The sequence below is a fragment of the Enterobacter sp. E1 genome, from assembly GCF_016809815.1.
Lineage (GTDB): Bacteria > Pseudomonadota > Gammaproteobacteria > Enterobacterales > Enterobacteriaceae > Enterobacter > Enterobacter adelaidei.
Genome location: NZ_JAFBJM010000001.1, coordinates 112,535 through 138,553, shown reverse-complemented (window position 1 = coordinate 138,553; position 26,019 = coordinate 112,535). Strand labels below are relative to the sequence as shown.

General features: G+C 52.2%; 25 protein-coding genes and 1 other RNA gene. 15 read left to right on the top strand and 11 right to left on the bottom strand.

The features are described 5' to 3' along the window. Positions 1–3: 3 nt before the first annotated feature. On the top strand, positions 4–2,400 hold the full coding sequence (locus JGF26_RS00700) for a glycoside hydrolase family 3 N-terminal domain-containing protein (protein ID WP_134707578.1): 2,397 nt from the start codon (positions 4–6) through the stop codon (positions 2,398–2,400). 77 nt (positions 2,401–2,477) lie between these two features. Here JGF26_RS00700 and JGF26_RS00695 read toward each other — a convergent pair whose 3' ends face one another. The 5 genes from JGF26_RS00695 to ydiK all read right to left on the bottom strand — a co-directional run bounded on the left by JGF26_RS00695 (position 2,478) and on the right by ydiK (position 5,567). Continuing rightward, a complete protein-coding gene (locus JGF26_RS00695; RefSeq protein ID WP_108090139.1) occupies positions 2,478–2,918 on the bottom strand; it encodes a Shiga toxin A subunit in 441 nt (146 codons plus the stop codon). 1 nt (position 2,919) lies between these two features. Further along, positions 2,920–3,288 carry a tlde1 domain-containing protein gene (locus tag JGF26_RS00690; RefSeq protein WP_049006388.1) on the bottom strand — a complete coding sequence of 123 codons (369 nt, stop codon included), beginning with the start codon at positions 3,286–3,288 and terminating at the stop codon, positions 2,920–2,922. Next, the gene (gene tssD, locus JGF26_RS00685) at positions 3,288–3,782 is read right to left on the bottom strand and encodes a type VI secretion system tube protein TssD (protein WP_049006387.1); all 495 of its coding nucleotides are present in this window, start codon (positions 3,780–3,782) and stop codon (positions 3,288–3,290) included. Before tssD ends, JGF26_RS00690 begins: the two co-directional genes overlap by 1 nt. 366 nt (positions 3,783–4,148) lie before the next feature. Then, positions 4,149–4,256: antisense sRNA RprA (gene rprA / locus JGF26_RS00680), an RNA gene on the bottom strand. Between the two features lie 195 nt (positions 4,257–4,451). Then, positions 4,452–5,567, bottom strand: coding sequence for an AI-2E family transporter YdiK (gene ydiK, locus JGF26_RS00675; RefSeq protein WP_049006386.1), 1,116 nt, complete (start codon positions 5,565–5,567; stop codon positions 4,452–4,454). A gap of 199 nt (positions 5,568–5,766) precedes the next feature. Here ydiK and JGF26_RS00670 point away from each other — a divergent pair, with 199 nt between their 5' ends. The 4 genes from JGF26_RS00670 (at position 5,767) to JGF26_RS22480 (ending at position 9,891) form a co-directional block, all read left to right on the top strand. Then, positions 5,767–8,823, top strand: a complete 3,057-nt coding sequence (locus JGF26_RS00670; RefSeq protein WP_134707579.1) for an FAD-binding and (Fe-S)-binding domain-containing protein — start codon at positions 5,767–5,769, stop codon at positions 8,821–8,823. Further along, positions 8,820–9,230, top strand: coding sequence for a 1,4-dihydroxy-2-naphthoyl-CoA hydrolase (gene menI, locus JGF26_RS00665; protein WP_028017253.1), 411 nt, complete (start codon positions 8,820–8,822; stop codon positions 9,228–9,230). The genes JGF26_RS00670 and menI overlap by 4 nt, the downstream gene beginning before the upstream one ends. 85 nt (positions 9,231–9,315) lie before the next feature. Continuing rightward, positions 9,316–9,510, top strand: coding sequence for a YdiH family protein (locus JGF26_RS00660; protein WP_010430192.1), 195 nt, complete (start codon positions 9,316–9,318; stop codon positions 9,508–9,510). A 249-nt stretch (positions 9,511–9,759) separates the two neighbouring features. Next, entirely contained in the window at positions 9,760–9,891 is a 132-nt protein-coding gene (locus JGF26_RS22480) for a hypothetical protein (protein WP_275042258.1), read from the top strand. A gap of 37 nt (positions 9,892–9,928) precedes the next feature. Here the strand turns inward: JGF26_RS22480 and fdhF are convergent, their stop codons facing one another. From fdhF to ycgZ, 4 genes are all read right to left on the bottom strand, one after another. After that, entirely contained in the window at positions 9,929–12,079 is a 2,151-nt protein-coding gene (gene fdhF, locus JGF26_RS00650; protein WP_134707580.1) for a formate dehydrogenase subunit alpha, read from the bottom strand. A gap of 191 nt (positions 12,080–12,270) precedes the next feature. Next, a complete protein-coding gene (locus JGF26_RS00645; protein ID WP_028017255.1) occupies positions 12,271–12,549 on the bottom strand; it encodes a biofilm/acid-resistance regulator YmgB/AriR in 279 nt (92 codons plus the stop codon). 29 nt (positions 12,550–12,578) lie between these two features. Beyond that, the gene (locus JGF26_RS00640; RefSeq protein WP_028017256.1) at positions 12,579–12,899 is read right to left on the bottom strand and encodes a hypothetical protein; all 321 of its coding nucleotides are present in this window, start codon (positions 12,897–12,899) and stop codon (positions 12,579–12,581) included. Positions 12,900–12,903: 4 nt separating this feature from the next. Beyond that, positions 12,904–13,143, bottom strand: coding sequence for a regulatory protein YcgZ (gene ycgZ / locus JGF26_RS00635; protein WP_028017257.1), 240 nt, complete (start codon positions 13,141–13,143; stop codon positions 12,904–12,906). Between the two features lie 341 nt (positions 13,144–13,484). Here ycgZ and JGF26_RS00630 point away from each other — a divergent pair, with 341 nt between their 5' ends. From JGF26_RS00630 to JGF26_RS00585, 10 genes are all read left to right on the top strand, one after another. Further along, complete coding sequence (locus JGF26_RS00630; protein WP_129324540.1) at positions 13,485–14,705, top strand: diguanylate phosphodiesterase; 1,221 nt, start codon at positions 13,485–13,487, stop codon at positions 14,703–14,705. A gap of 187 nt (positions 14,706–14,892) precedes the next feature. After that, entirely contained in the window at positions 14,893–15,621 is a 729-nt protein-coding gene (locus JGF26_RS00625) for a MerR family transcriptional regulator (RefSeq protein ID WP_128347977.1), read from the top strand. A gap of 329 nt (positions 15,622–15,950) precedes the next feature. Then, on the top strand, positions 15,951–16,580 hold the full coding sequence (locus tag JGF26_RS00620; RefSeq protein ID WP_167587163.1) for an RHS repeat-associated core domain-containing protein: 630 nt from the start codon (positions 15,951–15,953) through the stop codon (positions 16,578–16,580). Positions 16,581–17,220: 640 nt separating this feature from the next. Then, a complete protein-coding gene (sufA, locus tag JGF26_RS00615; protein WP_028017260.1) occupies positions 17,221–17,589 on the top strand; it encodes a Fe-S cluster assembly scaffold SufA in 369 nt (122 codons plus the stop codon). 8 nt (positions 17,590–17,597) lie between these two features. Beyond that, a complete protein-coding gene (gene sufB / locus JGF26_RS00610) occupies positions 17,598–19,088 on the top strand; it encodes a Fe-S cluster assembly protein SufB (RefSeq protein ID WP_028017261.1) in 1,491 nt (496 codons plus the stop codon). 9 nt (positions 19,089–19,097) lie between these two features. Further along, positions 19,098–19,844, top strand: a complete 747-nt coding sequence (gene sufC, locus JGF26_RS00605) for a Fe-S cluster assembly ATPase SufC (RefSeq protein WP_028017262.1) — start codon at positions 19,098–19,100, stop codon at positions 19,842–19,844. Then, on the top strand, positions 19,819–21,090 hold the full coding sequence (sufD, locus tag JGF26_RS00600) for a Fe-S cluster assembly protein SufD (RefSeq protein WP_028017263.1): 1,272 nt from the start codon (positions 19,819–19,821) through the stop codon (positions 21,088–21,090). Before sufC ends, sufD begins: the two co-directional genes overlap by 26 nt. Then, positions 21,087–22,307 (top strand): cysteine desulfurase SufS, encoded by a 1,221-nt coding sequence (sufS, locus tag JGF26_RS00595; protein WP_028017264.1) that lies wholly within the window; start codon positions 21,087–21,089, stop codon positions 22,305–22,307. The genes sufD and sufS overlap by 4 nt, the downstream gene beginning before the upstream one ends. Positions 22,308–22,321: 14 nt before the next feature. Continuing rightward, positions 22,322–22,738, top strand: a complete 417-nt coding sequence (gene sufE / locus JGF26_RS00590; RefSeq protein WP_028017265.1) for a cysteine desulfuration protein SufE — start codon at positions 22,322–22,324, stop codon at positions 22,736–22,738. A 97-nt stretch (positions 22,739–22,835) separates the two neighbouring features. Further along, entirely contained in the window at positions 22,836–23,849 is a 1,014-nt protein-coding gene (locus JGF26_RS00585; protein ID WP_134707582.1) for a L,D-transpeptidase family protein, read from the top strand. Between the two features lie 60 nt (positions 23,850–23,909). Here the strand turns inward: JGF26_RS00585 and lpp are convergent, their stop codons facing one another. Continuing rightward, positions 23,910–24,146, bottom strand: coding sequence for a murein lipoprotein Lpp (gene lpp / locus JGF26_RS00580; RefSeq protein WP_001082307.1), 237 nt, complete (start codon positions 24,144–24,146; stop codon positions 23,910–23,912). A 310-nt stretch (positions 24,147–24,456) separates the two neighbouring features. Continuing rightward, positions 24,457–25,878: a pyruvate kinase PykF gene (pykF, locus tag JGF26_RS00575; protein ID WP_028017267.1), complete on the bottom strand. Its 1,422-nt coding sequence runs from the start codon at positions 25,876–25,878 to the stop codon at positions 24,457–24,459. Between the last annotated feature and the right edge of the window lie 141 nt (positions 25,879–26,019).

The following is a 26,019-nucleotide window of genomic DNA, read 5'->3' as shown; positions in this document are numbered from 1 at the left end:
AACATGACAGCTATCTATAAGGACGCTGGACGTCCCGTGCACGAGCGCGTCGCCGACTTACTGGCACGTATGACCCCGGAAGAGAAGTTTGCCCAGATGCATGCGTACTGGCTGATCCTCGATGAAAACGGTAACCATCGTGAGCGCAGCGATCTGAGTGACGAATTCTCCGGGGTGAGCGAGCAGGCTTCGCTCAGTGAACGGCTAAAGCTTGGCGTCGGGCAGATCACCCGTCCACTGGGTACCCATATCGTCGACGCGAAAACTGGGGTGCGTGCCGCTAACCGCCTGCAGCGCATGATGATGGAGGAGACGCGTCTCGGCATACCGGCGCTGTTCCATGAAGAGTGCCTGGTGGGGCTGCTGTGCAAAGACGCTACGCTGTTCCCGTCGTCGCTGAACTACGGCTCTACCTGGGATCCTGAACTGGTACAGCGCGCGGCAGAGCAGATCGGTAAAGAGGCGCGGTCCGTTGGCTGTCAGCAGGGGCTGGCGCCGGTGCTGGATGTCTCTCGCGATGTCCGCTGGGGGCGTACCGAAGAGACCTTTGGTGAAGATCCGTGGCTGGTGGGGGTGATGGCCACCGCCTACGTGAAGGGCTTACAGGGCGATAAACGCGATCTGCTGGCGACCCTGAAACATTACGTGGGTCACTCGTTCAGCGAAGGCGCGCGCAACCATGCGCCGGTCCACCTCGGATTCAGCGAGCTGAACGACACCTTCCTGCTGCCGTTTGAAATGGCGGTCAAGCTGGCAAACGCCGGTTCGGTTATGCCCGCGTACCACGATATTGATAACCAGCCGGGGCACAGCGACAGCTTCCTGCTGACCACCGTCCTGCGCGAGCAGTGGGGGTTCGACGGGATTATTGTCGCGGACTACGGCGGCGTCAGCCTGCTGCACCAGCACCACGGGATTTCCCACGACGCGGCCGAATCCGCTGCGCTGGCGTTCAACGCCGGGCTGGACGTTGAGCTGCCGAAAGATGACTGCGCGCGGCATCTGGCGGAAGCGGTAGAGCGCGGGCTGATCTCTATGGCGAAGGTCGATGAGATTGTGGCGCGTACGCTGACGGAAAAATTCCGCCTTGGCCTGTTTGAAAACCCGTACGCGGATGAAAATGGTATCGATCTGCAAAACGATAAGGCCCGCCAGGCCGCTCGGGAAGTGGCGACGAAATCGCTCACGCTGCTGGAAAACAACGGCATTTTACCGCTCGGGGGTAAACCCCGCGTGGCGGTGGTGGGGCCGACGGCGGACGACCCGCTCGCGCTGCTCAGCGGCTACAGTTTCCCGGTGCATTTGATCATCAGCGATATGGTAGAAGAGACCTCGCAGGTCACGACCCCGCGTGCGGCGCTGGAGCATTATCTTGGTGCCTCACAGGTCCGCTACGCCAAAGGGTGTCACATTATCGAAAAACGGATGGCGGGCGCGCCGGTCTTCCCGGGCGACAGCGGCGGCAAACCGATGCAGCAGTCGCCGGTTTCTCAATGTACTGATTTGATCCCCGAGGCTGTTAACGCTGCGCAAGAGAGTGATGTTGTAGTGGCTTGCGTTGGCGACCTCGCCGGATTGTTCCAGAGCGGCACGGTAGGGGAAGGGTCTGATACCGATTCTCTGAATCTGCCGGGTGTGCAGCAGCAACTTCTGGAGGCGCTGGTAGCCAACGGCAAACCGGTGATTGTCGTGATGACCGGAGGGCGGCCATACAACCTGCAGGGACTGGAAGACAAAGTAGCGGCACTCATTATGGCCTGGGCTCCAGGGCAGGAAGGGGGCTGGGCGATTGCGGACGTACTGACAGGGCGTGCGGAACCGCAAGGGCGTCTGGTAGTGAGCGTGCCGAAAAGTGCCGGGGCAATGCCGTATTACTACAATCACAAGCTCAAAAGTGGCGGTACGCCGTTTGCGTTCCATTTCGGATCTCGTTATCCGTTTGGTTTCGGCCTTGGCTGGACGCAGTTTAACTGGGGAACGGCGAAAGTGGTGGCATCCAGCGTGCCGGTTGACGGTGAGGTGACGCTGAGTGTGGATATTACCAATACCGGAGAACGCAGTGGCAGCGAGGTGGTGCAGGTTTACGTCAGGGATAAGGTTGCCACGCAGGTACGGCCACTTCAGGAGCTAAAGGCATTCCAGCGCGTCACGCTCTCGCCGGGCGAAACCGCCACGCTCACCTTTATGCTGCCAGTTGAGATGTTCAACTTCACCCGTCGGGACGGAAAACGCATTGTTGAGCCGGGTGAGTTTGAGTTGCAGATTGGCGCATCGTCGACGGATATCCGCGAGGTGGTGACGGTTAATGTGACAGGTGAAACGCGGGTGCTGTCTGCGGAGTGGCGGATGCTCAGTAGCTGTCAGGTTAAGCGCGCAAATGAAGGCATTGCGGTGTGTTAATCAATCGGGATCAGATCGGTTACCTTTGTTCCTGAAGGAAAGAATGTTAGAACAAGCCCCTGATGGGGCTTTTATGTTTAAAACTCTCTTGAAAGAGTAATGTACCCGTTGAACCTTATAGAGCATTCATCTTTATTCATAAGGCTTGTGGCAATGAAAACAGACTTCTTCCCTGCTTTGTTTGTATATGTATATTTTGCAGTTATAGATTTAACATCGTTATCATAGAAGCTGTCAAAATATGACTTTTCATCTAATAGCGGTTTATTGTTATTTCTGGCCTTATCCTCTTCATAATCTATCTTTGCTAACTCCTCTGCATAGAATCTAGATATAGGTGTAACATCGAGGATTTTTACTTTTGCTTTCATCTCGTCTACAGTTGAAGTGTCAATTTTTAAATCTTTAGAAAGTGCATCAAATAAGGATGATTCCATCGCTGCATTAGGTAATTCACACCCCGATTGTGCATAAGATATAACAGGAATATTAAATAGTAGAAATAATAATCTCTTCATATTAATCCTCAACTACCAGTATCTTATCTGTGCTTTTATTGATCGTGATACGCCCCTTTAAACCTAATATAATGCAACCATTTGAGGCACTTGAAGGATGTGCTCCACTGTTGCCGTGAATCAGAAAACCATCACGCCCGCACATTTGATTTTCTGGATAAGGTGTCAGCCTCATAGTGTAGGCTTTTGTCCTCTTGTGATAGAAGGCCGGTCCAATAGTATAAGTGCCTCTAGGAAGTGGGCCTTTATCCTTTACACACTCATTAGCTGAATCATTCTTAAAACCCGGTTTACCTGCATACATTGCATCAAACTGGTATGTACCGTTAAGATAAAAACTATGAGCACTTACTTTATATACCCAAGTCATTACGCTACCTCCTTGTTACCATTCCAAGAGTCAGAATGAATAATATTACCATCTAAATAGTGCCATGTGATTTTTTCATAAGCTAAATAGAATGCTTCAAGATGGTTATGCTTTTCATATGTAGGATTTTTAATATCAAACATGAAAGGCTCTACTTCATTGATTCTGACATTATCTAACGTCACCCTAAAATACTCTTCCTCTTGTCCGTTATGATTAATGCGATAGAATTTTAATATAGCTTGCTTAAACCGCTTACCAGATGAAACACCTTGATAGATGTAAGGAGATGAACTGTCTACTTCTTTAATTAAAAAATAGTCTCCGTGCAGTCTCTTAGAAGTGATTTTCCCTGTTAAGTTATCAGTAGGTAGTTCTACGTTATGCATTAACTCTACAATCTCTATAGAACCTTCCCTACCGTGAACATCTACAGACCCTTTTACTTGATTTCCTGCATCATCAATCAGCCATAAATAAACAGGTATAGCCATTTTTAACCCTCCATTGAAAAGGGTTATGTTAGCACCATGATTAGCAGGATCAATTATTTAGATAATGAATGAATAAAGGAGAAATATCACTGAGAGGAAAGAAAAGCCCCTACCAATGAGCGGCAAAGGCTTTACCGGAATTGCGGCAAATAGCCCCGCTAAACGGGAAGTAAAACGGGGGCGATAGTGTAGCGGATTACACGGGATGGAACAATTTTTAAAAGGGTAATACACAAAAACAACCTTCTGATTTTTAGGGGAATTTTAAGAGGCGTACAGGGGGTAGCATTTACTGCTAATTACACGTTTAGCGCACCAGTAGTACACTTAAATTTCACCGTACTTTGTAACTCACTGTTTTTAAGCGAAAAAAAAAGCCCATCGTGGGAGATGGGCAAAGACTACACACAGCAATTCGTTGTTTCACTCAGGGGATTTCCATGCTTATAAACCAAGGTGTTGATTTATAACCGTGTGCTAATACTAGGCATTGTGTTATTTAGCGTCGATCAGATTCGTCTCAATAGTTAAAGAGACGTAAAGATTTCTTGAGGTTAGCAGCAGATTTAGTGCAGGGAAGGTGGGTCTGACCAGTGCTCAATGAATAAATAGTTAAGTATTACTTAAGTATTAAGGGGCCGGGTAAGCATATCTTACCCGGCACTGCGGTTACTGACTGTTCTTATCTTCCAGCTCTTCCAGCTCATTCAGGATGAGGTCCGGGTCAGTACCCGGTGGCGGCACTTCATGCACCCAGGCGGAGAACAGACGCCATGTCACGGCGAGAAGCACCGGGCCAATAAACAGGCCAATCATGCCAAAGGCAATCAATCCACCAATAACGCCTGAGAGGATCAGGATCAGCGGCAGGTCAGCACCCATGCGGATGAGTATTGGACGAATGACGTTGTCCATCGTACCAACCACGCAGCTCCACACCAGCAGAACCGTTCCCCACGTGGTATCACCTGTCCAGTAAAGCCAGATGATGCTGGGTATCAGCACCAGCAACGGTCCCAGTTGCGCAAGACAGGTCATCAACATCACAACGGTAAAGACGGTGGCGTACGGCACACCGGAAATTGCCAGACCGATACCGCCCAGTATCGCCTGCACCAGCGCCGTTACCACAACGCCAAGCGCAACCGCGCGCACAGCCTGTGCAGCCAGCAGTACCGCTGCGTCACCCCGTTTGCCCGCCAGACGGGTAGCAAAATGACGAACACCCAAAGCAACTTGCTCACCACGCCAGTAGAGCAGGGCACTGAAGACCAGCATCAGGGTACAGTGCATCATAAAGCGACCAATATGCGCCGCCTGTCCCACAAACCAGGTGGTGGTGGTACCAATATAAGGACGCACTTTCGCCATCAACGCGCTGCCGCCCATCTCCAGCAGGCTATGCCAGCCGCTATAGAGTTTGGCACCCACCACTGGAATACTGTTTAGCCAGGCGAGATCCGGTAGCGTCAGCTCACCACTGGTAATGGCTCGAATTATCGGACCACTGGAATCCACCAGGCTATTCACCAGTAAAGCAATGGGAATAATAAACAGCAGGAACAACAAGAGTGTCATAACCAGCACCGCTAACCCGCGGCGGCCAAACAGCAGCTTCTGCAAACGCAACAGTAAAGGCCACGTGGCAACGACAACGGTCGCAGCCCAGGCGAAGCCGAGAATAAAGGGTTGAACAATCCACAGACACGCAATAATCATGAGAGCCAGGAACAGCACCGACAACAAGATTTGCGCAACATCCCTGGGCTGGCGAAGATTGACCATATTTGAAACTTCCTTTAATGAACACCAGCGTGGCTGGCGGGAACGGAAAACCGCGTCTCTCTAATCATTAGTGATCTCGGCGATTTTTGACAGGCGGATTTTGCCCGTAATTCTACGAAGCACATAAGAAAAAAATGTGATAAAACTTTCCAGACACAACGCAAACGATTTCAAATTACTCTAATTAGGGTCGACAGTCATGATCCCACAGATTTCTCAGGCACCTGGCGTCGTTCAGCTGGTGCTTAATTTTTTGCAGGCACTGGAGCAACAGGGTTTTACAGGTGATACCGCCACGAATTATGCCGACAGGCTGACGATGGCGACTGATAACAGTATCTACCAGCTTCTTCCCGATGCCGTTGTTTTCCCTCGTTCAACGGCCGATGTCGCGCTTATCGCCCGGCTGGCAACGCAGGAGCGGTTTGCTTCTCTGGTCTTTACCCCACGTGGCGGTGGCACCGGAACCAATGGCCAGGCGCTGAACCAGGGCATCATTGTTGATATGTCTCGCTATATGAACCGCATTATTGAGATCAACCCTGAAGAGGGATGGGTGCGGGTCGAGGCGGGCGTTATCAAAGATCAGTTGAATCAGTATCTCAAGCCTTACGGCTACTTTTTTGCCCCTGAGCTCTCCACCAGCAACCGCGCGACCCTCGGCGGGATGATCAACACGGATGCCTCCGGTCAGGGCTCGCTGGTGTACGGTAAAACCTCCGATCACGTGCTGGGTGTGCGTGCCGTTCTGCTGGGCGGTGATATTCTTGATACGCAGCCGATGCCGGTTGCACTGGCGGAAACCCTGGGTAAAGATAACACCGCCAGCGGACGGATCTATCGTACCGTGCTGGAGCGCTGCCGCGAAAACCGTCAGCTGATCCTCGACAAATTCCCCAAACTGAACCGTTTTCTGACCGGGTACGATCTGCGTCATGTGTTTAACGATGATCTGACCCGGTTCGATTTAACCAGCATACTGACCGGCTCTGAGGGAACGCTGGCGTTTATTACCGAAGCACGGCTGGATATCACCCGGTTGCCAAAGGTGCGTCGCCTGGTGAACGTCAAATATGACTCTTTCGACTCTGCGCTGCGTAATGCACCTTTTATGGTTGAAGCGCAAGCGCTGTCGGTTGAAACCGTCGACTCCAAAGTATTGAACCTGGCCCGGGAAGACATCGTCTGGCACTCCGTCAGTGAGCTGATTACCGATGTGCCAGATAAAGAAATGCTTGGCCTTAATATCGTTGAATTTGCCGGCGATGACGCGGCGCTTATTGAAAACCAGGTGACGACGCTCTGTCAGCGGCTGGATGAACTTATTGCGCAGGGTGAAGGTGGGGTGATTGGCTGGCAGCTCTGTAACGATGTGGCCGGCATTGAACGTATCTACGCGATGCGGAAAAAAGCCGTGGGGCTACTTGGCAACGCGAAAGGGGCGGCCAAGCCCATTCCGTTTGCCGAAGATACCTGCGTTCCGCCTGAGCATCTGGCGGATTATATCGTTGAGTTTCGTGCCCTGCTGGACAGCCACGGCCTGAGCTATGGCATGTTTGGCCACGTCGACGCCGGGGTGTTGCACGTGCGTCCGGCGCTGGATATGTGCGACCCGCAGCAGGAGATCCTGATGAAACAGATCTCCGATGACGTCGTTGCGTTAACCGCGAAATATGGCGGCCTGCTGTGGGGCGAGCACGGTAAAGGCTTCCGCGCTGAATACAGTCCGGCATTTTTCGGCGAGCAGCTCTATGCGGAGTTGCGCAAAGTTAAAGCGGCGTTTGACCCGGATAACCGTCTCAACCCGGGGAAAATCTGTCCGCCTGAAGGTGTGGATGCGCCGATGCTGCGGGTGGATGCCGTTAAACGCGGCACCTATGACCGACAGATCCCTATCGCGGTACGCTCCTCATGGCGCGGCGCGATGGAGTGCAACGGCAACGGCCTGTGCTTTAACTTTGATGTGAAAAGCCCAATGTGTCCGTCGATGAAAATCACCAGTAACCGTATCCATTCTCCGAAAGGGCGTGCAACGCTGGTGCGCGAATGGCTGCGTCTGCTGGCCGACCGAGGAGTGGATCCGCTCAAGCTTGAGCAGGAGCTACCGGAAAAACGCGCCAGCCTGCGTTCGCTGATTGAGCGCACACGGAATAGCTGGCATGCAAATAAAGGCGAGTATGATTTCTCCCATGAGGTGAAAGAGGCGATGTCTGGCTGTCTGGCCTGCAAAGCCTGCTCAACCCAATGCCCGATTAAGATCGATGTGCCGGAGTTCCGTTCGCGTTTTCTGCAGCTTTATCACACCCGATACCTGCGTCCGGTACGTGACCATCTGGTGGCGACAGTTGAAAGTTATGCGCCGCTGATGGCGCGTGCGCCAAAGACCTTTAACTTCTTTATTAACCAACCACTGGTGCGCAAGCTCTCCGAAAAACATATCGGAATGGTCGATCTGCCGCTGCTGTCGGTACCGTCGCTGCAACGACAGCTTGTCGGGCACCGCTCAGCGAACATGACCCTTGAACAGCTTGAGGCGTTAACCCCTGAGCAAAAAGCGAATGTGGTGCTGGTGGTGCAGGATCCGTTCACCAGTTACTACGATGCGCAAGTGGTCGCGGATTTCATCCGCTTGTCAGAGAAGCTGGGTTATCAGCCAGTGGTTCTGCCGTTCTCTCCGAATGGTAAGGCGCAGCACATAAAAGGCTTCCTGACGCGCTTTGCGAAGACCGCGCAGAAAACTTCTGATTTCTTAAACCGTGTGGCGCAACTGGGTATACCGATGGTTGGCGTCGATCCGGCGCTGGTGCTTTGCTATCGCGATGAATACAAGCAGACGCTGGGCGATAAACGTGGTGATTTCCACGTCATGCTGGTGCACGAGTGGCTGCCGATGGCCCTGGAGGATAAGGCTGTTCAGGATGTCAGCGGTGAACCGTGGTATCTGTTCGGTCACTGCACGGAAGTCACCGCGCTGCCGGGTGCCCCTGCCCAGTGGGCCTCTGTCTTTGCCCGCTTCGGCGCGAAGCTGGAGAGCGTCAATGTGGGCTGCTGCGGCATGGCCGGAACCTACGGACACGAAGTGAAAAATCACGCGAACTCGCTCGGTATCTACGAGTTGTCCTGGCATCAGGCGATGCAGCGTTTGCCGCGAAACCGCTGTCTGGCGACAGGCTACTCCTGTCGTAGTCAGGTGAAACGGGTAGAAGGTAACGGGGTACGTCACCCATTGCAGGCTTTACTGGAGATAATTGGATGATCTGGAAACGTGCTGTAACGCTGCAGGCGCTCAACGCCATGGGCGAGGGGAATATGGTGGGACTGCTGGATATCCAGTTCACCCGCATCGGTGACGATGAGATTGAGGCTACAATGCCTGTCGATCACCGTACTCATCAGCCGTTTGGTTTATTGCACGGCGGAGCGTCTGTCGTGCTGGCTGAAACGCTGGGCTCGGTGGCAGGGTATCTCTGTACCGAAGGGGAGCAGAAGGTCGTCGGGCTGGAGGTGAATGCTAACCATATTCGCTCGGTGCGTAGCGGTCGTGTGCGCGGTGTTTGCCGCGCGCTGCACGCCGGAAGTCGCCATCAGGTGTGGCAAATTGACATTCTCGATGAGCAGGATCGTTTGTGCTGCTCGTCGCGGCTCACGACGGCGGTTGTGTAAAGTTTTCAGATGTTTTGCCTTTGGTCAAAAGTTAGCCACTGTGTTGTGATATAGTGGTCAGGTTTTGTACATAAGCGAGGACATCATGGATACTGAAATAACCCCAACACAGCTGGCAATTGAATATTTACGTCGCGATAAGAGCAACCTGTCTCCGGCGCAGTACCTGAAAAAGCTGAAACAGCTTGAGCTGGAATTTGCAGATTTGCTGGCGCTCTCTTCGAATGAACTGAAAGAAGAGATCTACTTTGCCTGGCGGTTGGGCGTTCACGTCCATTGAGTGTATGTAAATGAAAGGGCCGCGATTGCGGCCTTTAATAAACCAGCAGTGGCAAAACGTCTGTGAAAGTTCATGTTTGTCAGAGCCCCATGTTTTGCGCAACTTCCATCTTTACAAGGTTTACCATAGCTACTTTCCTGGGAAAATACTGCGACTATCATGCGCCAGTTTTATCGCATTGTTCTCGAATTTTTCTATATCAAGGTATTCCTGAGCGTGAAATCAATGCATGGAGAGATGAGTCGATAAGTGATGATGAGAACCATCGCCAGCTTTTCGGAGAAGACGCGGCATAATCAAATCATTGATGCCCGCCAGGATCATGCGATTGATAAAATAAATGACGGGGACGACCTGTCTTGCCTGCTGATGATTGGGTAAGGGAAACGAGGCTCGCTGTTGCGAGCCTCATTCATTATCAGACATTCACTGCGTTTATCAACCGCGTTTTCATCGTCTGGTAAGATGAAGCCGCAAAATCCTCCGCCCAGCGCTGATCCTCAATCGCCTCCAGCTGCACCGCGCAGTATTTCGTCTCCGGCGTTTTGGAGATGGGATCGAGGTTGTCCTGCGTCAGTTCGTTACAGGCCCCAATCCACCACTGATAGGTCATATAGACCGCCCCGGCGTTGATACGCTCGCTAATGCTGGCGTGGGTAATCACTTTACCACGACGCGAACGCACCCAGACCAGTTGCCCGTCTGTAATGCCCAGCTTAGCTGCATCGGCAGGGTTCATTTGCACGCGGCCAGGCTCGTCGGCCAGGCTTTGCAGCGCGGCGCAGTTCCCGGTCATGGAGCGGCAGGAGTAGTGCCCCACCTCGCGTACCGTACAGAGCACCAGCGGGAAATCCGCATCCGGGGTTTCCGCCGGCGCGCGCCACGGGGCGGCAAAGAGCTTCCCTTTACCGGATGCGGTGTCGAACTGATTGCCTTTGTACAGGTACGGGGTTCCCGGATGATCCAGCGTCGGGCACGGCCACTGCACATGGCCCATCTCGCCCATTTTTTCATACGTCACGCCGAAGAACAGCGGGCACAGCTCGCGCATCTCGTCCCAGATCTGCTGGTTAGACTCGTAATGCATCGGGTAGCCCATTTCGCTTGCGAGAAGGCTGATGATCTCCCAGTCGCGCTTCACGTTGCCGCTGGCCTCGATGGCTTTGCCAAAACGCTGGAACCCCCGGTCGGCACAGGTAAATACGCCGCCGTGTTCGCCCCAGGAGGTGGCGGGGAGAAGAACATCCGCCACTTCCGCTGTTTTGGTCATAAAGATGTCCTGAACCACCACAAAGTCGAGGGCTTCAAAACCGCTGCGAACCAGGCCGAGATCGGCCTCGGTCTGAAGCGGATCTTCCCCCATGATGTAATAGGCTTTGACCTTACCTTCCAGTGCCAGGTGTGGCACTTCAGTTATGCGTGTTCCGACACGATCGTCCATTTTGTTGACGTCAATCCCCCACGCATCAGCGAACTTCTGCCTGATTGCCGGGTCCGTGACGTCCTGGTAACCCGGGAACATATTGGGTAGAACCCCCATATCGCAGGCGCCCTGTACATTATTTTGGCCGCGTACAGGGCCAACGCCGACGGCAGGTCGTCCAAGGTTGCCGGTCAGCAGCGCCAGGCTGGAAAGTCCTTTGACCACATCGACAGCCTGACCAAACTGCGTTACACCCATGCCCCACATCACGGTGGCTGACGGTGCCGCCGCAAAAGTGCGCATCGCCTGTCGAACATCGCGGGCGGGAATGCCGGTAAGATGTTCGACATTCTCTGGTGCGTAGTCTTTTACCGTCTGACGATAGGCCTCAAGTCCTTCTGTAAAACGCGCAACGTAGTTTTTGTCATAGAGTTCTTCTTCCAGCAGCACATAACCAAAGGCGTTCACCAGCGCCATGTTACTGCCGTTTTTCAGTTGCAGATGCTGATCGGCAATGCGCGCCGTTTCAATGCGACGCGGATCGCAGACGATGATTTTTGCACCGTTTTCCCGGGCCTTCAGCACACGTCTGGCGACGATAGGGTGAGAGTCTGCGCAGTTGTAGCCAAAAACCAGCAGACATTTTGAATTTTCGATGTCGTTGATGGAGTTACTCATTGCCCCGTTGCCCAACGTTTCCTGTAAGCCGGCAACGGAAGGACCGTGACAGACGCGTGCACAGCAGTCGACGTTGTTGGTGTTCAGCACAGCACGGGCAAATTTCTGCATCACATAGTTGGTTTCATTCCCGGTACCACGGGAGGAGCCGGTGGTCATGATCGACCGTGGGCCGTACTGCTCTTTAATGCTGCTGAGTTTGTGGGCGGTATAGCGGATTGCCTCTTCCCAGGTGACGGGAGTAAATGCCTCTCCTTTGTGGTAGCGGATCATCGGTTGGGTCAGGCGTGGGGTGAGGAGACGGGTATCGTTGAGGAAATCCCAGCCGTAAAAGCCTTTCAGACACAGGGTGCCCTGGTTTGTGACGCCCTCTGCCGCTTCGGCACGGATAATACGGTTATTTTCAACGACAAGGTTTAATTTACAGCCTGCACCGCAGTAGGGGCAGACGCTGGCGATCTTTTTCATCAATAACAGACCTGTTAAGAAATGAAGCAAAGTTGGCTGGAAAACCCAGCCCCGTAATCGGAAGTAAGCAGGAACCGTGCCAGGTTGGCTTTGCTGGTTTTACAGGGGGTTAAGCGGGGAAGGCGCGTGTCATCGTCAGAACATTCGTCAGTTTTGACGATGACACGAGAGCAGGATGAGTGGCCGTGATATTACAGGTCGTCCATGGTGTAGCCCACGACAATTTCCAGGGTCTTGCGAATAACATCCGCCTGGACAACGTCGTTGGTCGATTCCAGCGTCTGAATGAGCCAGAGTATGATCGCTTTGTTGGAGAGATGCCCTTCGGAGGCCAGAACACAGCGTACTGCAGTAGAAAAAACAGCGGACTCTTCAGCAAAACGATCGCCTGCGTGACGGAAATATTCCGACAGCGCACTGTCTAAAAAAGCAGAATGGTATTCGGGTTGAAGCTGAATATTTTGTCTCATTTGTTCTCACCGTAGCTGTTAAATGACAGTCAATGTATTTTTTTGGGGTTGGACGGTTTTCCACTTCCAAATAACGGCACAACATTGTCTTTGTTATCGTTGAGAGATCCCTCTCTGTTCGTTCGTCCTTGCGCGGTTCTGCGACGTGTAAAGGCGATGCTGTTTGAGCCGATCTCGGCAATCACCACCGCAAGTGTCTCCCGCCGCCAGGGATCCTTTTCATGTTTTTTCATGACCCGCAGACGCTGTAGCAATCCTTCGGTTGTCACTGGCCCCCGCTCTTTCAGAAGAGAAAGGACGGCTTCACCGATAAGCTGGTCTATCAGTCGATCTGCGTCACTGCTGTTCATGGCATTACCGCTCGAAGAGGAGACCAAGCAGCATGTGATAATGTTGTTCCTCTTCCGGGCCATCGGCCCTTTCGAGGCGGCTTAACAGTTTGGTACAGAGCGATTTGCGATTGAGGTTTCGCCCGTCGCTAAGAATCTCAACCACGACCTGACCCAATGTTTCCTGCTGAGTAGGAAGTGCTGCTTTTTCGAAGTACTGTGCAATCGCTGCTGCCGAATCTGCGACATAACCGTTCTGTTGCATGTTTCACTCCTGTAAAAATTCGTAATCAGTAACGTTACATTTAAGGTATACATAATTCGCAAATCTGTACATTAAAAATGTACAGATTTTGGATTTATTTGTGATATTTTTAATTAATTTCTATTATTTCAATGTGTTATTTGATTTTCGTGAAACGGTATCTCTACAAGATATATTGTACAAATCAGAGCGGCACTTTTAAGTTGTACGGCGCAAAAAAAGGAATCATTAAACGGCGTAAATGATTGAGTTGTAAATTATTTGTCAGGCAATTAATGTGCTATAAAAGATCCGTATCCACATGTTTTTGTGGTCAGAACCTTAACCCCCCCAGGAATAGCATGCTTACAACCATCATTTACCGCAGTCATATCTGCGAGGACGTTCCAGTGAAAGCACTGGAAAAAATGGTCGCTGCTGCAAATAGTAAAAACCGGCAATCCAATGTCACGGGGATCTTGCTGTTTAACGGCACTCATTTTTTTCAATTGCTCGAAGGGCCAGTCGAACACGTTTCGTCAATCTATGAGCAGATCTGTAAGGACGCACGCCACCATAACGTGGTGGAGTTGATGCGCGATCACGGGCCTACCCGGCGTTTTGGCAACGTGGGTATGGAGCTGTTTGATTTGCGCCAGTTCGACAGGGAAGAGGTACTTCAGCAGGTGCTTAACAAAGGCACCACACGTTATCAGTTGACATACAATGACCGTCCTTTGCAGTTTTTCCGCACCTTTGTCGAGGCCACTGAGAAAGCCAACTATTTTGAATTGCCTCCGGCGGATTCATGGGATTTTATCCCCGAAGAAACACCGCTATCCGCGCAACCTGAGGTGGTGGCAAAAGGAGCGGACTGCAGTTTTGCGTTTCAACCCATCGTCGATCCGTTCATGCAGCAGGTCGTCTCCTGGGAGGCGCTTCTCCGCACACCGTCCGGGGATTCACCAGGTGTGTACTTCGCCAACCGCCCACGTGATGACGTGTACGCATCTGATTTGCACAGCAAGCAGGTTGCGCTCTCAATGGCCAGCGCGCTGGGGCTACAGGACCAGACATTATCCCTCAACCTGCTACCTATGACGCTGGTGAATGTCCCAAACGCCGTGGACTTCCTGCTCACCACGATTGATGCAAATGGCTTTGTGCCCGAGCAAATTGTGGTGGAGTTTACGGAGAGCGAAGCCATTTCCCGTTTCGATGAATTTACCCATTCGGTCAGGCAGTTAAAAAGTGCGGGTATCAGTGTGACGATCGATCACTTTGGTGCCGGTTTTGCCGGGCTACAGTTACTGGCACAGTTCCAGCCGGACAGAATTAAAATTAATCGCGACCTGGTCGCAAACGTGCACAAAAGCGGCCCCAGACAGGCCATCATTCAGGCGATCATCAAGTGCTGTACCTCCCTTGAAATTCAGTTCTGTGCGGTCGGCGTGGAGAAGGCGGAAGAGTGGATGTGGCTGGAGTCTGCGGGAATTTCTCAGTTTCAGGGACACCTTTTTGCCAGCCCTCGGCATGGCGGAATTCCGGCTATTGCGTGGCCAGAGAAAAAGTCCGAGTTCTGAAAAAGCTGTACACAGTTCGACTGACGTGACTGTACGAACGGTAAAATTTATACAACAATGTATGAACAGGTAAATGGCTTGTAACGCAATCACCTGCTTAAAACGAGGTCTTAGTTATACAAATGGTTTGTACAATCTGATAAGGTTGGTGTAGTTGGGTATGGAAGTACTGTGCGTGAGGGAGTTAATGGCCTATTACAGTATCGGCGAAGTGGCCGAACGATGCGGTATCAACCCCGTTACGCTGCGTGCCTGGCAGCGCCGTTATGGATTGTTGAAGCCGCAGCGTAGCGAAGGGGGTCATCGTCAGTTTGACGATGAAGATATCCTGCGTATTGAAGAGATCAAGCGCCTGATGAAAAGCGGCGTCTCGGTCGGAAAAGTCAAAGCCTTACTGGAAAACAAGGACGTACTGACTCAGGGTAACTGGGTTTCATTTCAGGAAGAGATGATGACCGTTCTGCGTTATGCCAGCCCGGCAAAGCTACGCGCCAAAATTGGTGAGTTCCGCCGCGATCACGCGCTGGATGCACTGATTGATAACATCATCTCTCCCGTCCGCCAGCGAATGAATCAGGACCAGAACACCGTGCGTCACATGGCAAGCCTGCTTGACGGCGTCCTGATTGAATTCGCGATTGCAAGCCTGGCGGAGTCGCGCAAGAAAGCGGGTAAAGACGCGCTGCTTATTGGCTGGGAATGCGAGGACCGTACTCATCTGTGGCTTGAGGCCGCACGCTTATCGCAGAAAGGCTGGCATATTGATGTGCTGGCGGAACCTATTGACTCACCGCGTCCGGAACTTTTCCCGGGGCAAAAAATCTTCGTCTGGACGGGGAAATCCCCAACGCCTCGCCAGCAGGAACAGCTCGATCACTGGCGTGAACAAGGGTTCTCTGTGTCGTTTCATATTTAAACTAAGGGGTCCGGAAGGGCCTTTTTGCTTTAGATTTCGTCATCACCTGACCTGTTTCGTCAATCCAGCGGCGTCGGTTCGTCGATTTCGAATGCCATAATACAATAGCGTACAAAAAATAGAATAATTGATGTTCATTAAGCACAATACTCTACTTTTTTTCGGAAAATAATGTCATTAGCCTGCGATTAGCTATCACGGATTTATCTTCAGTACCGTAAGTATTTTTGATTGCTTTTTCTCAGGGCGGAATCCTTGGGGGATAGTTTGTATTTTTCAAAGTATTTTTCCTAAGGTTGAGTATAAATTAAATTATGAGGTTATATAGGATGAGGAAAAATAGCATTTTTTATTCAGGCCAGCGGCGTTCTGATGTAAGCAATAGTTATCTTCTGGGAAATGGTTACCGTGGTTTTAACCCCATTCTGAAACGTTTTACTGGCCAGGATAACATGAGCCCATTTGACGCCGGGGGGGGGAACGGTTTTGCCTATTGCAGTGGTGATAGCATTAATAACACTGATGCATCCGGGCATGGTCCATTGCTGGATTTTATTTTCATCTTTGCAGGTTTTGTTGGGCGTAATGTTCGCAGAGCCTCTGAAGAAATGGAAGTTGCCGGACAGGCAATGAACAGAGTCGAAGGGATGATGGATTTGGAGGTTGGTAGAAATGTTGTTTCAGCAGTTGCCACAGACGGTTCTTCATTTACTCCAGGAGATGCCTTAAACGCGCAAAAGGGATTTTTCGAAGATTTTTTGCGCCAACAAGATATTTTAGTAGATGGCTGGCAAAGTAATAACAAATTTAGCGCGTTCTATAATAGTGATAGCCGTAAATTGAAAGGCACAATAAAACTTGTGCTCAACAAGGAAGGTGGGTTTACAGCTAGAATTAAGCTTACGAAAAGAGGAGCATATCGCTTAAGTTGGGGGGGGAAGTTCGGGTGTTATATTTAGGAGACCAAGCCAGACGGTGGCTAAATATTATCTTGATTCCACTGTGCATAAAACCTTTATCAATCATTTTGAACGTTCGGTGCGAAGCCGTTTTCTGCATGCCCTACCAGATTATGCCGAGGCCTCTCAACTCTTTAGACCACGCCGACAAGGTCCGCGCATTGCCGTTGAAAATCTAAATTTACCCCCTGCCTATGATACACTGGGTTTATTGTTTGATTCTGCACCTCCCGCATATAGTGAAGTGTAAACACGTTTTATTTTGCCGATATATAGTGTAAATCTTCCAGGCCAGGCCATTCGGTATGATTGAATAAGCGCCATCTCCAGGGTGGTGCTTACATATGCTGCCTGCCCGTTGTTCACTGCAAGACAAAAATCTATCTTAAAAATAGGCATTTCCGATGCATATTTTATTTTTTCCTCTTCCTTCGTGTTTTTGGATGAATAATGCATTATTTATCAATGCATTGAACAATTAAATCCATCCCTCCGGCCTGTCGCAACAGGGTCTATGCTTAATAAAAGTAGCCAAAAAGGGCGGTTTAGCCGAATGCCCCTGCTGCCAGAGGGTTGAAGTGATAATCGTTATCACTAACATGGTGTTATGCCCTGATGGCTAATCAGATGAGGTGGACCTATGGAACTGCATTCAGAAACCTTCAATCCTGCCGATTTTACCTGGCGCGGTTTAACGCTCACGCCAGCGGCGGCGGCACATATTCACGAGCTGGTGGCGAAAAAGCCCGAGATCCTCGGCGTGCGCCTTGGAGTCAAACAGACGGGATGCGCAGGCTTCGGCTACGTGCTTGATACCGTCACCGAACCCGAGAAAGATGATCTGGTCTTCGAGACCGACGGCGCAAAATTGTACGTCGCGCTGCAGGCCATGCCCTTTATCGACGGTACAGAAGTGGACTACGTACGGGAAGGTTTAAACCAGTTGTTCAAATTTCACAACCCGAAAGCCCAGAACGAATGCGGCTGTGGCGAAAGCTTTGGGGTATAGGCGGAACTATGTCTCGTAATACTGAAGCAACGAGTGAAGTAAATACCTGGAGCGGGGGGCACCTCAACTATAAAGAGGGGTTCTTCACCCAGCTGCAGACCGACGAGCTGGCGAAAGGCATTAACGAAGATGTCGTGCGGGCGATCTCGGCGAAACGTAATGAGCCAGAGTGGATGCTGGAGTTTCGCCTGAGCGCTTACCGCGCGTGGCTGGAGATGGAAGAGCCGCACTGGCTGAAAGCGCATTATGACAAGCTGAATTATCAGGACTACAGCTACTACTCAGCGCCATCCTGCGGCAGTTGCGACGATACCTGTGCCTCTCAGCCTGGCGCAGTACAGCAGACTGGCGCTGAAAACAGCTTCCTCAGCAAAGAGGTGGAAGAAGCCTTCAACCAGCTGGGCGTGCCCGTACGTGAGGGCAAAGAGGTGGCGGTAGACGCCATTTTTGACTCCGTCTCAGTGGCAACCACCTACCGTGAAAAGCTGGCAGAGCAGGGGATCATTTTCTGCTCCTTCGGTGAAGCCATTCACGAGCACCCGGAACTGGTGAAAAAGTACATTGGGACCGTGGTGCCCTCTAACGACAACTTCTTTGCGGCGCTCAACGCGGCGGTGGCCTCTGACGGTACCTTTATCTATGTGCCGAAAGGCGTGCGCTGTCCGATGGAACTCTCGACGTATTTCCGCATCAACGCCGAAAAAACCGGTCAGTTTGAACGGACCATTTTGGTGGCCGATGAGGGCAGCTATGTCAGTTACATCGAAGGGTGTTCCGCCCCGGTGCGTGACAGCTACCAACTGCACGCGGCGGTGGTGGAGGTCATCATCCATAAAGATGCCGAGGTGAAATACTCGACGGTGCAAAACTGGTTCCCGGGTGACGGCAATACCGGTGGCATCCTGAACTTCGTGACCAAACGTGCGCTGTGCGAAGGTGAAAACAGCAAGATGTCGTGGACCCAGTCAGAAACGGGCTCGGCTATCACCTGGAAATACCCGAGCTGCATTCTGCGTGGGGATAACTCCATCGGTGAGTTCTATTCGGTGGCGCTGACCAGTGGCCATCAGCAGGCAGATACCGGGACCAAGATGATCCACATCGGGAAAAATACCCGGTCGACCATCATCTCGAAAGGCATCTCCGCCGGACACAGCCAGAACAGCTATCGTGGTCTGGTGAAAATCATGCCGACGGCCACCAATGCGCGCAACTTTACCCAGTGCGACTCGATGTTGATTGGCGCGGACTGCGGGGCGCATACCTTCCCGTACGTTGAGTGTCGTAACAATACCGCCCAGCTTGAGCACGAGGCGACGACGTCGCGTATTGGGGAAGATCAGCTCTTCTACTGCCTGCAACGCGGGATCAGCGAAGAAGATGCTATTTCGATGATTGTGAACGGCTTCTGTAAGGACGTGTTCTCTGAACTGCCGCTGGAATTTGCCGTTGAAGCCCAGAAACTCCTCGCCATTAGTCTTGAACACAGCGTCGGTTAAGGAAAGCACATGTTACGTATTAAAGATTTACAGGTTAGCGTGGAAGACAAAGCGATCCTGCGTGGCCTTAATTTTGATGTCAAACCGGGTGAAGTTCACGCCATCATGGGGCCGAATGGTTCCGGGAAAAGTACGCTTTCAGCGACGCTGGCAGGCCGTGAAGATTACGAAGTGACCCACGGCTCGGTCGAATTTAACGGCAAAGATCTGCTGGAAATGTCCCCGGAAGATCGTGCGGGAGAGGGCATCTTTATGGCCTTCCAGTACCCGGTAGAAATCCCTGGCGTCAGTAACCAGTTCTTCCTGCAAACGGCGCTGAATGCGGTGCGCAAGTATCGCGGCCTGGAGGCGCTGGACCGCTTCGATTTCCAGGATTTGATGGAAGAGAAGATCAAACTGCTGAAAATGCCGGAGGATCTGCTCACCCGCTCGGTTAACGTTGGTTTCTCTGGGGGTGAAAAAAAACGCAACGACATCCTGCAGATGGCGGTTCTGGAACCCGCGCTGTGCATTCTGGATGAGACCGACTCCGGGCTGGATATTGACGCCCTGAAGATTGTCGCTGACGGCGTTAATTCCCTTCGCGATGGTAAGCGTTCGTTCATTATCGTCACCCACTATCAGCGTATTCTCGACTACATCAAGCCGGACTACGTCCACGTGCTTTACCAGGGGCGCATTGTGAAATCGGGTGATTTTACGCTGGTTAAACAACTGGAGGAGCAGGGTTATGGCTGGCTTACCGAACAGCAGTAATGCGCTCCAGCAGTGGCACCGACTGTTTGAAGCCCAGGGTGAGACACGCTCTGAGCAGGCGCAGCAGCATTTACAGCAGATGCTGCGTCTCGGCCTGCCTTCGCGAAAGCATGAGAACTGGAAATACACCCCGCTTGATGGCCTGATGAACGGCGAGTTTGTCACCCGTCTGGCGGATATCACCCCAGTGCAGCGCGATGCGTTGGCACTGAGTGTGGATGCCGTGCGTCTGGTGTTTGTCGATGGTCAGTTCCGCCCGGAACTGAGTGATGACACGCAGGAGAGCGGGTTCGGCATCGCGATTAACGACGATCGTCAGAGCCTGACGACAGCAGTTCAGCCGGAAGTGTTTCTGCATCTCACTGAAAGTCTGGCGCAGTCGGTGACGCATATTCATGTGAAGCGTAACCAGCGCCCGGCCAAACCGCTGTTGCTGATGCATATCACCCAGGGGCTGGACGGCGACGAGATCAACACGGCTCACTACCGCCATCATCTTGAACTGGCTGAGGGGGCGGAAGCCACGGTGATTGAGCATTACGTCAGTCTCAACGATATCCGACACTTTACCGGATCGCGTCTGACGATGAACGTTGCCGCCAATGCCCATCTTCACCATATCAAGCTGGCGTTTGAGAATGCGCAGAGTCACCACTTCGCCCATAACGATATTTTGCTCGGTCAGGATGCCGCAGCCTACAGCCACAGTTTTCTACTCGGTGGCGCCGTGCTGCGCCATAACACCAGCACGCAGCTTAACGGTGAAAACACCACGCTGCGCATCAACAGCCTGGCGATGCCGGTCAAAGCGGAAGTGTGCGACACGCGCACCTGGCTTGAACACAACAAGGGCTACTGCAACAGCCGTCAGTTGCACAAAACCATTGTCAGCGACAAAGGGCGTGCGGTGTTTAATGGCCTGATTAACGTGGCGCAACACGCGATTAAAACTGACGGGCAGATGACCAATAACAATCTGCTGCTGGGACGACTGGCAGAAGTGGATACCAAACCGCAACTGGAGATCTACGCCGACGACGTGAAATGCAGCCATGGTGCGACGGTCGGGCGGATTGATGATGAGCAGATGTTCTACCTGCGTTCCCGCGGTATCGACCAGCAGGCGGCGCAGAAAATGATTATCTATGCGTTTGCCGCCGAACTGACGGAAGCGTTGCACGATGGCCTGTTAAAACAGCAGGTGCTGGCCCGTATTGGTCAGCGTCTGCCTGGAGGCGAAGTATGAGTTTTCCCGTAGAGAAAGTGCGGGCAGATTTTCCGGTTCTGACCCGTGAAGTGAACGGTCTTCCTCTGGCCTACCTGGACAGTGCGGCCAGCGCACAGAAGCCGAATCAGGTGGTGGATGCGGAAGCCGAGTTCTACCGTCATGGCTACGCCGCCGTGCATCGGGGGATCCACACGCTGAGTGCTGAAGCGACTCAACGCATGGAGAATGTGCGTACGCAAATAGCCGCCTTTCTCAATGCACGGTCACCGGAAGAGCTGGTGTTTGTGCGGGGTACCACGGAGGGGATCAACCTTGTCGCCAACAGCTGGGGCAACGCGCAGGTCCACGCAGGTGACAACATCATCATCACCCAGATGGAGCACCACGCCAATATTGTGCCGTGGCAGATGCTCTGTGAGCGTGTGGGGGCGCAATTGCGGGTCATTCCGTTGAATGAAGACGGGACGCTGCAGCTCGAGCAGCTTGACGCATTACTCGACGATAAAACCCGGCTGGTGGCGGTCACTCAGGTCTCCAACGTACTGGGGACGGAAAACCCGGTCGCAGAGATTGTCGGGAAAGCCCATCAGGCCGGCGCGAAGGTGCTGATTGACGGTGCCCAGGCGGTAATGCACCACGCGGTTGATGTTCAGGCGCTGGACTGTGATTTCTACGTCTTCTCCGGGCATAAGCTGTATGGCCCAACGGGGATTGGCGTGTTGTATGTGAAAGAGGACATCCTGCAGGCGATGCCGCCGTGGGAAGGCGGCGGGTCGATGATTGCCACCGTCAGCCTGTCGGAAGGGACTACCTACGCCCGTGCGCCGTGGCGTTTTGAGGCGGGGACACCTAACACAGGCGGGATTATCGGGCTGGGGGCGGCGGTCTCTTATGTCTCCGCGATCGGCCTTGATAGTATTCAGGAGTACGAACAGCTGCTGATGCACTATGCGCTTGCGGAGCTTGCCAGCGTGCCGGATCTGACCCTCTATGGACCTGCCGACCGGCAAGGGGTGATCGCGTTTAATCTCGGGAAACACCATGCTTATGACGTGGGTAGTTTCCTCGATAACTACGGCGTGGCGGTCCGTACCGGACACCACTGCGCCATGCCGCTGATGGCGTTTTACCAGGTGCCGGCAATGTGTCGCGCGTCGCTGGTGATGTACAACACAATGGAAGAGGTCGACAGACTGGTGGCGGGGCTAAAACGTATTCACCAGCTGCTGGGCTAACGGAGAGGCAAAATATGGCAGAGTTGCCGGATAAAGATAAATTGCTGCGTAACTTCGGGCGTTGCGCGAACTGGGAAGAGAAGTATCTCTATATTATTGAGCTGGGACAGCGTTTACCTCCGCTCAGTGAAGAGGCGCATAACCCGGAGAATACCATTCAGGGCTGCCAGAGCCAGGTGTGGATTGTGATGGAGCAAACTCACGACGGCACAATCCAGTTGCACGGCGACAGCGATGCAGCGATTGTAAAAGGGCTTATCGCCGTGGTGTTTATTCTTTATCACCAGATGTCGGCGCAGGACATTGTTGCGTTTGATGTCCGCCCGTGGTTTGAAAAAATGGCTCTGACTCAACACCTCACCCCCTCCCGTTCCCAGGGACTCGAAGCGATGATTCGCGCCATACGCGCTAAAGCTGCAATCCTTAGCTAGACTTATAAAACAGCATTCATTCTGTTTCGCGAGGTGGTTCCCGCCTCGCTGGTTTTTCAGCTTTCTGACGTTCTGTCAGTGAATAAGGAATCTCAGCATGAAGCGCGCGTCTCTCATAACTCTATTACTCCTTGGTTCGCTCGGTGCTCTTAATTCGGCCCGCGCGATGGACTACCCATTGCCGCCCGCAGGCAGTCGTCTGATTGGGCAAAATCAAACCTACACGATACAGGAAGGGGATAATAAGCTGCAGACCATTGCCCGCCGGTTTAATACTGCAGCCCAGGTGATCCTGGAAACCAACAATTCTATTGCGCCGATAAACCCTGCCCCGGGAACCGTTATTACCATTCCGTCGCAAATGCTGTTGCCGGATACGCCCCGCGAGGGGATTGTGGTGAATCTCGCTGAGCTTCGGCTCTACTACTTCCCGCCGGGAGAAAACATTGTTCAGGTTTTCCCGCTCGGCATTGGACAACTGGGGCTGGAAACACCCGTCACGACCACGCGGGTGAGCCAGAAAATCCCTAATCCTACCTGGACACCAACACCGGGCATCAGAGCACGCTCTCTGGAGCAGGGGATTAAATTACCTCCGGTTGTACCCGCCGGGCCGAATAACCCGCTAGGACGCTTTGCACTGCGTTTAGGCGTGGGTAATGGGGAATACCTGATCCACGGCACCAGTGCGCCGGACAGCGTCGGCCTGAGGGTCAGCTCTGGCTGTATGCGGATGAACGCCCCGGATATTAAAGCTCTGTTTGAACAGGTACGGGTTGGCACGCGGGTACAGATTATCAATGAGCCCGTGAAGTTTTCCGTCGAACCGGATGGTAAACGCTATATTGAAGTCCACCGTCCGCTGGCGCAGGTTGAGGGGGAAAACCCGCAGGTTTCGCCAATCACGCACTCCGCAGACTTTGCGACATTTGTTTCTCAGGTGGGAAGTGATAAAACGCTTATCAATAAGGCCCTGTCACGCCGTGCCGGGATCCCGGTTGTTGTATCGTCGGGTAGCGCGCCATCAGCCAGTAATAACGTGTTGTCGGTGCAGAACAGTCAGGCGTCTGCTGCCGTAGCGGAAGATGAAGGGGAGAAGGTGACGCAGTAGCAGTTTGATGCAGGCAAAAAAAATGGCGCACAATGTGCGCCATTTTATTAACAGGTACTATTACTTACGGTATTTAGTAGCCTGGTTGTCCAGACGCTGGTTAGCGCGAGCTGCGTCGTCTTTAGCAGCCTGAACGTCGGAACGCATTGCGTTCACGTCGTTGCTCAGCTGGTCAACTTTAGCGTTCAGAGTCTGAACGTCAGAAGACAGCTGATCGATTTTAGCGTTGCTGGAGCAACCAGCCAGCAGAGTAGAACCCAGGATTACCGCGCCCAGTACCAGTTTAGTACGATTCATTATTAATACCCTCTAGATTGAGTTAATCTCCATGTAGCGTTACAAGTATTACACAAAGTTTTTTGGGTTGAGAATATTTTTTTGATGGGAATACCCCTATTTTTGATCGTTCGCTCAAAGAAGCATCGAATCAGCCCTTTTCGGGCAAAAATCTATGTAAAAAAAGGCATTTATCATCGGATTCATCTTAGATAATTCGCAATTAAATAGAAAAACCCGATTTGCATTTTGAATGACTTTGGCTAATGCCAGGAATAAAAAAAGCGCCCCGAGGGGCGCTTTTTACCAAAATTAATTCGTTCGGGAATTATTACAGCACGTGAACAGATGCTGTATTGGTAGTTCCGCTTGGTACCAGTGCACCAGAAACCATAACCACAACGTCACCTTTCTGAGCCAGGCCACGATCAACCAGCTCCAGAGCCACTTCTTTACCCAGGCGATAGAAATCATCGGTAGAGGCAATTTCTTTCACCAGGTGAGGCACAACGCCTTTGCTCAGTACCAGCTGACGAGCAGTGGTTTCATTGGTGGTCAGTGCCAGGATGGTCGCATCCGGGAAGTATTTACGCACAGCGCGAGCAGATTTACCGCCCTGGGTGGCAACCACGATCAGTGGCGCTTCCAGTTTCTCTGCAGTTTCAACTGCACCACGGCACACCGCTTCAGTGATGCGCAGTTTACGGCTGTCGTTGTTGTAATCCAGACGGCTTTTCATCACACGGTCGGTGCGTTCGCAGATGGTGGCCATGATGGTCACTGCTTCCAGCGGATATTTACCCTTCGCGGATTCGCCAGACAGCATAACTGCATCAGTACCGTCGAGGATGGCGTTTGCCACGTCGCCTGCTTCTGCGCGGGTTGGGCGTGGGTTTTTGATCATGGAGTCCAGCATCTGCGTTGCAGTGATAACCACTTTACGCGCGCGAACACATTTCTCGATCATCATCTTCTGCGCGAAGATCACTTCTTCAACCGGGATTTCAACGCCCAGGTCGCCACGTGCAACCATGATGCCGTCAGAGGCTTCGAGGATTTCGTCGAAGTTGTTCAGGCCTTCCTGGTTTTCAATTTTGGAGATGATCTGGATCTTCTCGCCGCCGTGCGCTTTCAGGTGCTCACGGATCTCAACCACGTCGGAACGTTTGCGGATGAAAGAGGCTGCAACGAAGTCAACGCCTTGCTCGCAACCGAAGATCAGGTCTTGTTTGTCTTTTTCAGCCAGTGCTGGCAGCGCGATGGAAACGCCCGGCAGGTTAACGCCTTTGTTTTCACCCAGGTCGCCGTTGTTCAGCACTTTACAGATAACTTTGTTACCTTCGATAGCGGTGACTTCCATACCGATCAGACCATCGTCTACCAGTACGGTGTTACCGACGGACAGGTCGCTGGTGAAGCCTTCATAGGTCACAGCAACGATTTCGCTGTTGCCGACAACGGATTTGTCAGTAGTGAAGGTGAAAGTCTGGCCCGCTTTCAGAGAGACGTCGTTACCGCCTTCCAGTTTGATGGTGCGGATTTCAGGACCTTTGGTATCCAGCAGGATCGCGGCTTTTTTACCGGTCTTGCTCATCACGTTGCGCAAATTCTGGATACGCTGACCGTGTTCTGCGTAGTCACCATGGGAGAAGTTCAGACGCATCACGTTCATGCCGGCATCCAGCATTTTGCTCAGCATCTCTTCAGATTCGGTTTTCGGGCCGATAGTACAAACAATTTTCGTCTTTTTCATGACAGTCTTAGTCTTTAAGTTGGGAAGGATATGGAAATCTCGCTCCTGGGGCGCACCGCCGCGGAGTCAAACCTGTGTTGCAAAAGAGTATATGACACGCACTAAGGATAGGAGACATCAAATGAGCGTGCAGAAGAAAGT

Bases quoted from the DNA above. Each gene is read 5' to 3' on its own strand.
- JGF26_RS00620 (WP_167587163.1), top strand. From the start codon at position 15,951: ATGAGGAAAAATAGCATTTTTTATTCAGGCCAGCGGCGTTCTGATGTA.
- JGF26_RS00695 (WP_108090139.1), bottom strand. From the start codon at position 2,918: ATGAAGAGATTATTATTTCTACTATTTAATATTCCTGTTATATCTTAT.
- sufE (WP_028017265.1), top strand. From the start codon at position 22,322: ATGGCAGAGTTGCCGGATAAAGATAAATTGCTGCGTAACTTCGGGCGT.
- sufS (WP_028017264.1), top strand. From the start codon at position 21,087: ATGAGTTTTCCCGTAGAGAAAGTGCGGGCAGATTTTCCGGTTCTGACC.
- JGF26_RS00585 (WP_134707582.1), top strand. From the start codon at position 22,836: ATGAAGCGCGCGTCTCTCATAACTCTATTACTCCTTGGTTCGCTCGGT.
- JGF26_RS00640 (WP_028017256.1), bottom strand. From the start codon at position 12,899: ATGAACAGCAGTGACGCAGATCGACTGATAGACCAGCTTATCGGTGAA.
- sufB (WP_028017261.1), top strand. From the start codon at position 17,598: ATGTCTCGTAATACTGAAGCAACGAGTGAAGTAAATACCTGGAGCGGG.
- JGF26_RS00660 (WP_010430192.1), top strand. From the start codon at position 9,316: ATGGATACTGAAATAACCCCAACACAGCTGGCAATTGAATATTTACGT.
- sufD (WP_028017263.1), top strand. From the start codon at position 19,819: ATGGCTGGCTTACCGAACAGCAGTAATGCGCTCCAGCAGTGGCACCGA.
- menI (WP_028017253.1), top strand. From the start codon at position 8,820: ATGATCTGGAAACGTGCTGTAACGCTGCAGGCGCTCAACGCCATGGGC.
- JGF26_RS00630 (WP_129324540.1), top strand. From the start codon at position 13,485: ATGCTTACAACCATCATTTACCGCAGTCATATCTGCGAGGACGTTCCA.
- ycgZ (WP_028017257.1), bottom strand. From the start codon at position 13,143: ATGCAACAGAACGGTTATGTCGCAGATTCGGCAGCAGCGATTGCACAG.
- sufC (WP_028017262.1), top strand. From the start codon at position 19,098: ATGTTACGTATTAAAGATTTACAGGTTAGCGTGGAAGACAAAGCGATC.
- JGF26_RS00670 (WP_134707579.1), top strand. From the start codon at position 5,767: ATGATCCCACAGATTTCTCAGGCACCTGGCGTCGTTCAGCTGGTGCTT.
- JGF26_RS00625 (WP_128347977.1), top strand. From the start codon at position 14,893: ATGGCCTATTACAGTATCGGCGAAGTGGCCGAACGATGCGGTATCAAC.
- JGF26_RS00645 (WP_028017255.1), bottom strand. From the start codon at position 12,549: ATGAGACAAAATATTCAGCTTCAACCCGAATACCATTCTGCTTTTTTA.
- fdhF (WP_134707580.1), bottom strand. From the start codon at position 12,079: ATGAAAAAGATCGCCAGCGTCTGCCCCTACTGCGGTGCAGGCTGTAAA.
- pykF (WP_028017267.1), bottom strand. From the start codon at position 25,878: ATGAAAAAGACGAAAATTGTTTGTACTATCGGCCCGAAAACCGAATCT.
- JGF26_RS00690 (WP_049006388.1), bottom strand. From the start codon at position 3,288: ATGACTTGGGTATATAAAGTAAGTGCTCATAGTTTTTATCTTAACGGT.
- lpp (WP_001082307.1), bottom strand. From the start codon at position 24,146: ATGAATCGTACTAAACTGGTACTGGGCGCGGTAATCCTGGGTTCTACT.
- sufA (WP_028017260.1), top strand. From the start codon at position 17,221: ATGGAACTGCATTCAGAAACCTTCAATCCTGCCGATTTTACCTGGCGC.
- ydiK (WP_049006386.1), bottom strand. From the start codon at position 5,567: ATGGTCAATCTTCGCCAGCCCAGGGATGTTGCGCAAATCTTGTTGTCG.
- tssD (WP_049006387.1), bottom strand. From the start codon at position 3,782: ATGGCTATACCTGTTTATTTATGGCTGATTGATGATGCAGGAAATCAA.
- JGF26_RS00700 (WP_134707578.1), top strand. From the start codon at position 4: ATGACAGCTATCTATAAGGACGCTGGACGTCCCGTGCACGAGCGCGTC.